This window comes from Brevundimonas sp. (assembly GCF_018608325.1).
Lineage (GTDB): Bacteria > Pseudomonadota > Alphaproteobacteria > Caulobacterales > Caulobacteraceae > Brevundimonas.
The window spans coordinates 1-7693 of sequence record NZ_JABAZW010000037.1; the positions used below are offsets into that span (position 1 = coordinate 1).

Consider the following 7693-nt stretch of genomic DNA (forward strand, 5'->3'; position numbering starts at 1 on the left):
CCGCGCGGCTGGGCAGGCCGGATCACGGCAACGTCCTCATCGCCCAGTTCGACACCGGCGGCGCAATGGGCAATGGCCTGGAACTGCGCGACCAGCCCGGCGTCATCCAGAGCTGGAACGTCAGCCCTGAATGGCTGCAGAAGAACGTGCGGGGTTTCTCCGCCTCGAAGAACCTGTGCATCGTCACGGGGTTCGGCGATTCCATGCGCCCCATGTTCAACCCCGGCGATCCCCTGATCGTCGACCGCGGCGTGCAGGCCGTCGAATACGACGCCATCTACTTCTTCCGCGTCGGCAGCGAAGGCTTCATCAAGCGCCTGCAACGCATTCCCACCGCCACTGGCCTGGTGGTCAGGGCCAAATCCGAGAACACCAAGTACGACGCCTGGGACATCACCGAAGGCATGGATTTCGAGGTCTTCGGCCGCGTGTTGAAGGTCTGGCGCAGCGAGGACTTCTAACCCCCATGGCAACCCCTTCCCGCCTGTCGGCTCCCGAAAAGACCATCCTGGTCTATGGCGCGCTCGGCGCGCTGCTGGCCTTGGCGCTGCATGCCGCGCTGCTGAACCGCGTCTGGCCATGGCACAACCTGTTCGCCACCCTGTTCGCGATCCAATGGATCTGGCTGGTGCCGCTGGCCGGCGCCATGCTGGCCGGCATGCGCGCGGGCAGGCGCTGGCTGCTGGCGTTGGCGGCCTACGGCCTGGTGCTGCCCGCGCTGCACGCGTACGGGCTGGTCGCGCTGCTGGGCTCGCAGCCCCTGCCCTATACCGACAGCGGCTCCCGGTCCCTGGCGACGCTGATCACCGCCGCCAGCGGCTTCATGCTGCTGCCGCTGATCCAGGCGCTCGACCCGTCCCGGCCCGGCTGGGACTATCCCGCCGTGTTCCGCGCCGCCTGGCGCAACACCGTCAAGCTGGCGCTGGCCGGCGGCCTCGCCCTGGCGGTCTGGCTGCTGTTCTGGGCCGCCAGCGCCATGTTCGGCATGATCGGCATCACCGCGGTCGGCCGGGTCGTCAAATCCACCCGTTTCGTGCTCGGCGTCATGCCGCTGGTGCTGGCGGTCTGCCTGGTGGGCGTGCACCGCCGCCCGCAGCTGGCGGACACGCTGCAACGCTCGTGGCTCACGCTCACCGCGTGGCTGCTGCCGCTGGTCGCGCTGGTCGGCAAGGGGGTGGTGTTCGACACCAGCGGTCTGGACCTGAAGCCGGCCGCCGGGATGCGAAACATGAAGAAGGACATGGGCGGATCGGCCCATGCCCTGGCTCTGGGGCGGTTGGTCATGCAGGCGGACCTGCCCGTGCGGTTGGTGGTGATCGTGGCGGCGGTTGAGAATGCGGTGTCCGCCGACGCCTTCCGTCCCGGCGATATTTTGAATAGCCGAAAAGGTCTGACCATCGAGATCGGCAATACGGACGCGGAAGGAAGGCTGATCCTGGCCGACGCCCTGACGCGGGCGGGGGAACATGCGCCGGACCTGACGCTGGACTTCGCCACCCTGACCGGGGCGGCGCGTATCGCGCTGGGGCCGGAACTGCCGCCGCTCTATACGGATGACGAAGCGTTGGCGGCGGGCTTGCTGGCGGCGGCGGCTGAGGTGCGCGATCCTCTGTGGCGGATGCCGCTGTGGGCCGGATACCGAGCCGCACTGGACACCGAGATCGCGGACATGAAGAACGATTCCTCGGCCTGGGCGCAGGCCGGATCGGTCACCGCCGCCCTGTTCCTGCAGAAGTTCGCACCCGTGACCGGCGCCTGGGCGCACATGGACATCTTCGCCTGGAACCCCCGCGCCCGTCCCGGATACCCCGAGGGCGCCGAGGCGCAGGCGCTGCGGGCTTGCTACGCCATGCTGAAGGCGCGCTACACCGCCTGATCGTCAGGCAAAGGCCGCCTCTGGTTCTATGTCGTTGATACCGCCAGACGGCGGGCGAGGTGTGCGGATGCGACGTGTGCGCGTCCGTACGCCCCTGACGGCGGTGGTCATCAGTCGGGTCGCGACGCGGGTAGCAGCCTGTGTCTGGCGGAGCAGTCCGCGCCAACTGGCGGCGGCGCGCAGGCCGATGGCCAGGACCATCATGTCGAAAACTACGGTCACGTCGAACATCAGCGCCCAGCCCGTCAGTTCGGGCGCGGCCATCGCGTACATCCGCACGCCTTCCGCCTCGAACAGGGCGACGGCCAGAACGCCAATGCCAATGATCAGAAGCAGACCGAGAACCTGCCCGCGCGAGGTGCGGGACAGGTGACGCACGGGCGTCTCCACCAGCAAAAGTCTTAACGCCGCGCCGATTGGTCCTCGGTCAAAAAGGGTCAATCCGAAGACGATGAGCAGGCTTGATATCGGCAGCACGTGCGGCCCCCAGATGTGTTCACCCTATGGAAGCGATGTGGGCGCGCCCCTTGCCCATTCAAGGCGGACAGCCAAACAAGCCGAACGCGGTTCTGTTGATTGTCCTCAGAAAATCGTCGGCTGTTAACGGGCGGTTCGCCATCAGTGGATAGTCTGGGGTTTCCATAGACGCGAGCCCACGTTGACCGACGTCCTCGACCTTCTTCCGCCCGGCGATCTGCTCGCCCGTTCCGACCTCGCCGAACAGGCGCTGGAAGGGCTGGTGCGCGCCGACCGGTATCGCAAGACGGACGCCATGCATTGCCGGGCGCCGGTGGCGGACCTGTTCTCGTCCTCCGACGAGCGCATCGACCAGCTGTTGTTCGGTGAGATTTTTGACGTGCTGGAGACGGTTGGCGGACGGGCTTTCGGGCGCGCGCGTCGTGACGGCGTGGTCGGTTGGGTCGTGCTGGACAGTTTGAAAGAGGGGGCGCCGCTGGCGACCCGCCGCGTCGCCGCCGTCGATGCGGCTCTGCCGTTGAATTCGCTGGTGATCGAGGCGGAAGGTCTGGCCGAGGCCGATCTGGCGCCTGTCGGCGATTTCGAACGTGATCCGGTTGCGGTGGCTGAAAGGTTGCTGGGCCGCCCGCATGCGCTGGGCGCGCGCTCCTCGATTGAAACCGATTGCTCGGGTCTGGTGCAGCAGGCGCTGCTGGCCTGTGGTCTGGCAGGTCCGCGCCGTTCGCATGCTCAGGCCGAACTGGGCCGGGCGGTTGCGGCGGATGAACTGCAGCGCGGCGACATTGTCGTCTGGATGGCGCCTCAGGGTGATCACGACTGGACCGGGCACTCGGCCCTGATGATCGACGGTGAGCGTCTGATCCACTCGACCGGCTCGCGCGGCGGGGTGGTGATCGAGACCCTGACCGAGGTCGAGGCGCGCTTCGTCGCCGATGGTTTCGCCGCCGCCGTCTTCCGCCGTCTCTGAGGTTCAAGACGAACGGACATGAAAAAGGGGCGGCTCCTGCGAGCCGCCCCTTCTCAATTCAGTCGCTGGATCAGTGCGCTGCGGCGGGAGCCGGAGCTTCAGCCGGGGCCGCTGCTGCAGCCGCCGGAGCCTCTGCGCCAGCCGCGCCCTCAGCCGGGGCCGCGCCTTCAGCCGGAGCCGGAGCGGCTGCGCCCGGTTGACGCGAAGGATCGGGCGCCGGGATCGGGTCGTTGGTCGAGCCCTGGGTGCGCAGCCAGGCGATCAGATTGATGCGCGTCTGGGTGTCGCGGATGCCGGCGAACGACATTTTGGTGCCGGGCACATATTTAGCCGGGGCCGTGATGAAGCTGTTCAGGGCGTCATAGTTCCAGGTCGGAACATCAGCCTTGTGCTTGGTCATGGCGTCCGAATAGGCGAAGCCCGCGCGGTGCAGGACCGGGCCGCCGACCACGCCGTAAAGATTCGGGCCGATCTTGTCGGCGCCGCCCTGATGCGCGTCGTGACAGGCCTGGCAGCGCGCGAACGCCGCCTCGCCAGCGGCCAGATCGGCCGTCGGTAGAACCGTGCCCCAATCGGGCGGAAGCTCCACTTCCGCTGCGCCGCCTGCCGCCTCATCGGGGGCGTCGACGAAATAGCCCATCTTCGCCGGAGGCTCAGAATGATAGATCAGGCCTGAAGCCTGTTGCACGACCAGGATGACGAAAGCCGTCCCCAGGGCCGCACCGAAAATCTTGTTCCACTTCAGATCGCCGCTCATGCGCCTGGTCGATTCCCTCTGCCGCTCCGGGCCCCTCGCAAAACACGCCCCGGACATATTCTTGCCTTGGCGTCTCTGGCACGGTAGCGCGGCCTTCGCAACCGCGCCCGGCACATGACGGGTCCGACAGTCGTCAGGGAAGCCGATGAATCCTTTGATAATGATACCCGCTCGCATGGCGGCGACCCGTCTGCCGAACAAGCCGTTGGCCGATATCGGGGGCGTGCCGATGATCGTTCGGGCCTATCAGCAGGCCGAGGCCTCGGGCCTGCTGGTCGCGGTCGCGGCGGGCGATCCCGAGATCGTGGAGGCGATCGAAGCCATTGGCGGTCGGGCCATCCTGACGGATCCTGATCTGCCCAGCGGTTCCGACCGTATCCGCGCCGCGGTGGACGCCATCGACCCGGAAGGCGATTTCGACGCGGTCATCAATGTGCAGGGCGACATGCCATTCGCCAGCCCCGGACTGGCCACCGCCTGTGCGGCCATCCTGCATGGCGAACCGACGTGCGACATTGCGACCCTGGTGGCGGCAGAGGCCGACGCTTCGGACCGGGCCAATCCCGATGTGGTCAAGGCCGTGCTGGCCCTGGCCGAAGGCGAACGTCAGGCCCGCGCTCTCTATTTCACCCGTTCAACCCTTTATGGCGACGCGCCGATCTGGCGCCATATCGGCGTCTACGGCTATCGCCGCGAAGCCTTGAACCGGTTCTGCGCCGCCCCGCAGTCGCCGCTGGAGAAGCGTGAAAAGCTGGAGCAGCTGCGGGCCCTGGAAATGGGGATGCAGATCTGGGCCGCCGTCATCGACGAGGCGCCTCTGTCTGTCGATAACCCTGCGGATCTCGAAGCAGCGCGGGCGCTGGCCTAGATTTTTTCGTTATTCCGGGGCTGAGCGAAGCGAAGAACCCGGAACCCAAGGCTACAATTACGCTGTTGGCTGCTCAGCGCCTGATGCGAGCCCCCTGGGTTCCGGGTTCGTCCTTCGGACGCCCCGGAATGACGGTGTCAGGGTGAACGCCGATTGAGCCTTAAGCCTCGTCGGCCCACGCCTTGATCAGGCTGTGGGCGATGGCGAAGGGGGGCGGGGCCTGGATCGTCGGGTGTTCGCCCGCCAGCACCGCCCGAACCTCGGCCCGCGTCAGCCAGGCTACGGATTCCAGTTCGGTCTGATCCGGTTGCGCCTGATTGTCCGACACTTCGGCGATCAGGCCGATCATCAGTTGCGACGGGAAGGGCCACGGCTGGCTGGAGTGATAGGCGGTGTCGATCACCGTCAGGCCCGCCTCTTCCTTCACCTCGCGGGCGCAGGCCTCCTCGATTGATTCGCCGGGCTCCAGGAAACCGGCCAGGGCTGACATCCGACCCTGCGGCCAGGCGGCCTGACGGCCCAACAGGCAGATCGGCTCTGGTCCGCCCTGATAGACGGGCAGCATGATGGTGACCGGATCGACGCGGGGGAAATGCTCGGTCCCACAGGCCGGGCAGACGCGCTTCCAGCCGCCTGAGGCTGTCTGTGTCAGGGTGCCGCAGTTGGCGCAGAAGCCGTGCTTGCGCCGCCAGTCGAACAGGCTCTTGGCTCCGCCCGCCATTGCGGCTTCGGTCGCCGACAGTATGGCGGCGGCGGCCCGCATTTCATGAAAGGCGCCGATGCCCCGCACCGCCCCCTCGGCCGGGTCGATGGAGCCTTCAAACTCGACGGCGAAGACCGGCTCGTCCCTCCATAGCCCCAGGAACAGTTCGCGGTCGCGGACCATGTCGCGGGCATGAGACATCGACACCCAGGCCAGACGTGGACCGTCCGCATGATCCTCGATCAGGGGGCGGCCTTCCCACAGGACCATCGCCTGGGCGTAAGGCTTGTCCGCCTGCTCGGCCAGCCACTCGGGATCGTTGCGAAGGTCGCCAGCCCGATCGAGCGGATTGCCGGCGAAGATGTTCAGATGAGCCATGCGTCCTTGTAGCCCCGCTGTGGGAGGGGCGAGAAGACTTGATTCTCATCGCATCAGCCGTCATATCCCCTCTCGGAGATCGCGGGCGAAGGCTTCGCCAATCTGGTCAGGGCCGGAAGGCAGCAGCCACAACGAATTCACCTTCGGGTCGCGGTCTCTACTTCCCTACATTTTGAGTGCGCTATGCTCGCGACGCGGTCGCTCGCGGCTTGAGCGCTTTGCTTCGCCGCGTTTCGCTCGGAATGACGAAACAGGGGAGGCGGGAATCGCTTCGCGGCGACGGTCGCCCATTGTAAGAGTCGCCTCATGACGGACAATGACCCCAGCCTTGACGGCCCGCCCTGGGAAGAGGACGACGTCGTCGAACGCGACGAGAACACCGACGACATGTTCGGCGCGCCCGCTCCGGCGCCCGAACCGGCCGCTGCGCCGGTGGCTGCTGCGCCCGTCGTTACCCCCCAGATCGCTCCTAAGACTGCGCCGTCCGAGATCGAGGCCCATGCCGACGACGGCTCCGCCTATCAGGTTCTGGCCCGCAAATATCGCCCGCGCACGTTCGAGGACCTGATCGGGCAGGAGGCCATGGTCCGCACCCTGACCAATGCTTTCGCGACAGGCCGGATCGCCCACGCCTTCATGCTGACGGGGGTGCGGGGGGTCGGCAAGACCACGACCGCGCGTCTGCTGGCGCGGGCGCTGAACAATGAGACCGACGTCATCGACCGGCCTTCGCTGGCCCTGAGCGCGCAGGGGCGGCACGACGCCGCCATCATGGCCGGTCAGCATATGGACGTGATGGAGATGGACGCCGCGTCGCACACCGGCGTCAACGACATCCGCGACATCCTGGAAAGCGTCCGCTATGCGCCGGTCGAGGCGCGCTACAAGGTCTATGTGCTGGACGAGGTCCATATGCTGTCGACGCAGGCGTTCAACGCCCTGCTGAAGACGCTGGAAGAGCCGCCGCCCCACGCCAAATTCATCTTCGCCACGACCGAAATCCGCAAGGTGCCGGTGACGATCCTGAGCCGCTGCCAGCGGTTCGACCTGCGTCGCGTCGAGCCGGAGATCCTGGTCGAACATCTTAGCCGGATCGCTGACCGCGAGGGCATGAAGATCGAACAGGACGCCCTGGCCCTGATCTCACGCGCCGCCGAGGGTTCGGTGCGCGACGGCCTGTCGCTGCTGGATCAGGCGCTGGTTCAGGCCGAGCGCGGCCAGATGGTCAAGACCGACACCGTGCGCGACATGCTGGGTCTGGCGGACCGGACCCAGACCATCGCCCTGTTCGAATCGATCATGGCGGGCCGCACGCCCGAGGCGTTGGAGAATTTCCGCACCCTGTACGGCTTCGGCGCCGATCCGGTGCAGGTGACCAATGATCTGCTGGAGCATTGCCACGCGGCCTCGGTCGCCAAGATGCTGGGCCCGAACGCGACCCGTCTGCCCAATGATCAGGCGCAGAAGCTGACGGCTCTGGGCGCGGCCATTCCGGCGGCGACCCTGTCGCGGACCTGGCAGATGCTGCTGAAGGCGCTGGACGAGGTGCGGCGTGCGCCCACCCCCGCCGATGCGGTCGAGATGGCCATCGTGCGTCTGGCCTATGCCTCCGATCTGCCGGGACCAGAAGAGGCGCTGAAACGTCTGCAGTCCGGCGATCCCATCGG

8 protein-coding genes and 1 other RNA gene are annotated in these 7693 nt (G+C 66.8%); 6 read left to right on the forward strand and 3 right to left on the reverse strand.

The features are described 5' to 3' along the window. Positions 1–461 (forward strand): S24 family peptidase (locus tag QZ281_RS03910; RefSeq protein ID WP_292224948.1); only part of this gene is annotated, 461 nt, incomplete at its 5' end. A 5-nt stretch (positions 462–466) separates the two neighbouring features. Beyond that, on the forward strand, positions 467–1876 hold the full coding sequence (locus QZ281_RS03915; protein ID WP_292224951.1) for a leucyl aminopeptidase family protein: 1410 nt from the start codon (positions 467–469) through the stop codon (positions 1874–1876). 3 nt (positions 1877–1879) lie between these two features. Here the strand turns inward: QZ281_RS03915 and QZ281_RS03920 are convergent, their stop codons facing one another. Next, on the reverse strand, positions 1880–2254 hold the full coding sequence (locus QZ281_RS03920; protein WP_292224953.1) for a hypothetical protein: 375 nt from the start codon (positions 2252–2254) through the stop codon (positions 1880–1882). Between the two features lie 280 nt (positions 2255–2534). Between QZ281_RS03920 and QZ281_RS03925 the strand changes: the two genes are divergently transcribed. After that, the gene (locus QZ281_RS03925; RefSeq protein ID WP_292224955.1) at positions 2535–3320 is read left to right on the forward strand and encodes an NlpC/P60 family protein; all 786 of its coding nucleotides are present in this window, start codon (positions 2535–2537) and stop codon (positions 3318–3320) included. A gap of 70 nt (positions 3321–3390) precedes the next feature. Here QZ281_RS03925 and QZ281_RS03930 read toward each other — a convergent pair whose 3' ends face one another. Continuing rightward, positions 3391–4077, reverse strand: a complete 687-nt coding sequence (locus tag QZ281_RS03930) for a cytochrome c family protein (protein ID WP_292224958.1) — start codon at positions 4075–4077, stop codon at positions 3391–3393. A gap of 145 nt (positions 4078–4222) precedes the next feature. On the opposite strand from QZ281_RS03930, the gene QZ281_RS03935 reads away from it, so the two are divergent. Next, positions 4223–4945 carry a 3-deoxy-manno-octulosonate cytidylyltransferase gene (locus tag QZ281_RS03935; RefSeq protein ID WP_292224961.1) on the forward strand — a complete coding sequence of 241 codons (723 nt, stop codon included), beginning with the start codon at positions 4223–4225 and terminating at the stop codon, positions 4943–4945. Positions 4946–5105: 160 nt separating this feature from the next. Here QZ281_RS03935 and nudC read toward each other — a convergent pair whose 3' ends face one another. Then, the gene (nudC, locus tag QZ281_RS03940; protein ID WP_292224962.1) at positions 5106–6026 is read right to left on the reverse strand and encodes an NAD(+) diphosphatase; all 921 of its coding nucleotides are present in this window, start codon (positions 6024–6026) and stop codon (positions 5106–5108) included. Positions 6027–6097: 71 nt separating this feature from the next. Here nudC and ffs point away from each other — a divergent pair. Continuing rightward, positions 6098–6191: signal recognition particle sRNA small type (gene ffs, locus QZ281_RS03945), an RNA gene on the forward strand. A 141-nt stretch (positions 6192–6332) separates the two neighbouring features. Beyond that, on the forward strand, positions 6333–7693 hold a 1361-nt coding region (locus tag QZ281_RS03950; RefSeq protein ID WP_292224964.1), incomplete at its 3' end, for a DNA polymerase III subunit gamma/tau.

Excerpts from the sequence above, each read along its gene's own strand:
- QZ281_RS03915 (WP_292224951.1), top strand. The coding sequence starts at position 467 with ATGGCAACCCCTTCCCGCCTGTCGGCTCCCGAAAAGACCATCCTGGTC.
- QZ281_RS03930 (WP_292224958.1), bottom strand. The coding sequence starts at position 4,077 with ATGAGCGGCGATCTGAAGTGGAACAAGATTTTCGGTGCGGCCCTGGGG.
- QZ281_RS03935 (WP_292224961.1), top strand. The coding sequence starts at position 4,223 with ATGAATCCTTTGATAATGATACCCGCTCGCATGGCGGCGACCCGTCTG.
- nudC (WP_292224962.1), bottom strand. The coding sequence starts at position 6,026 with ATGGCTCATCTGAACATCTTCGCCGGCAATCCGCTCGATCGGGCTGGC.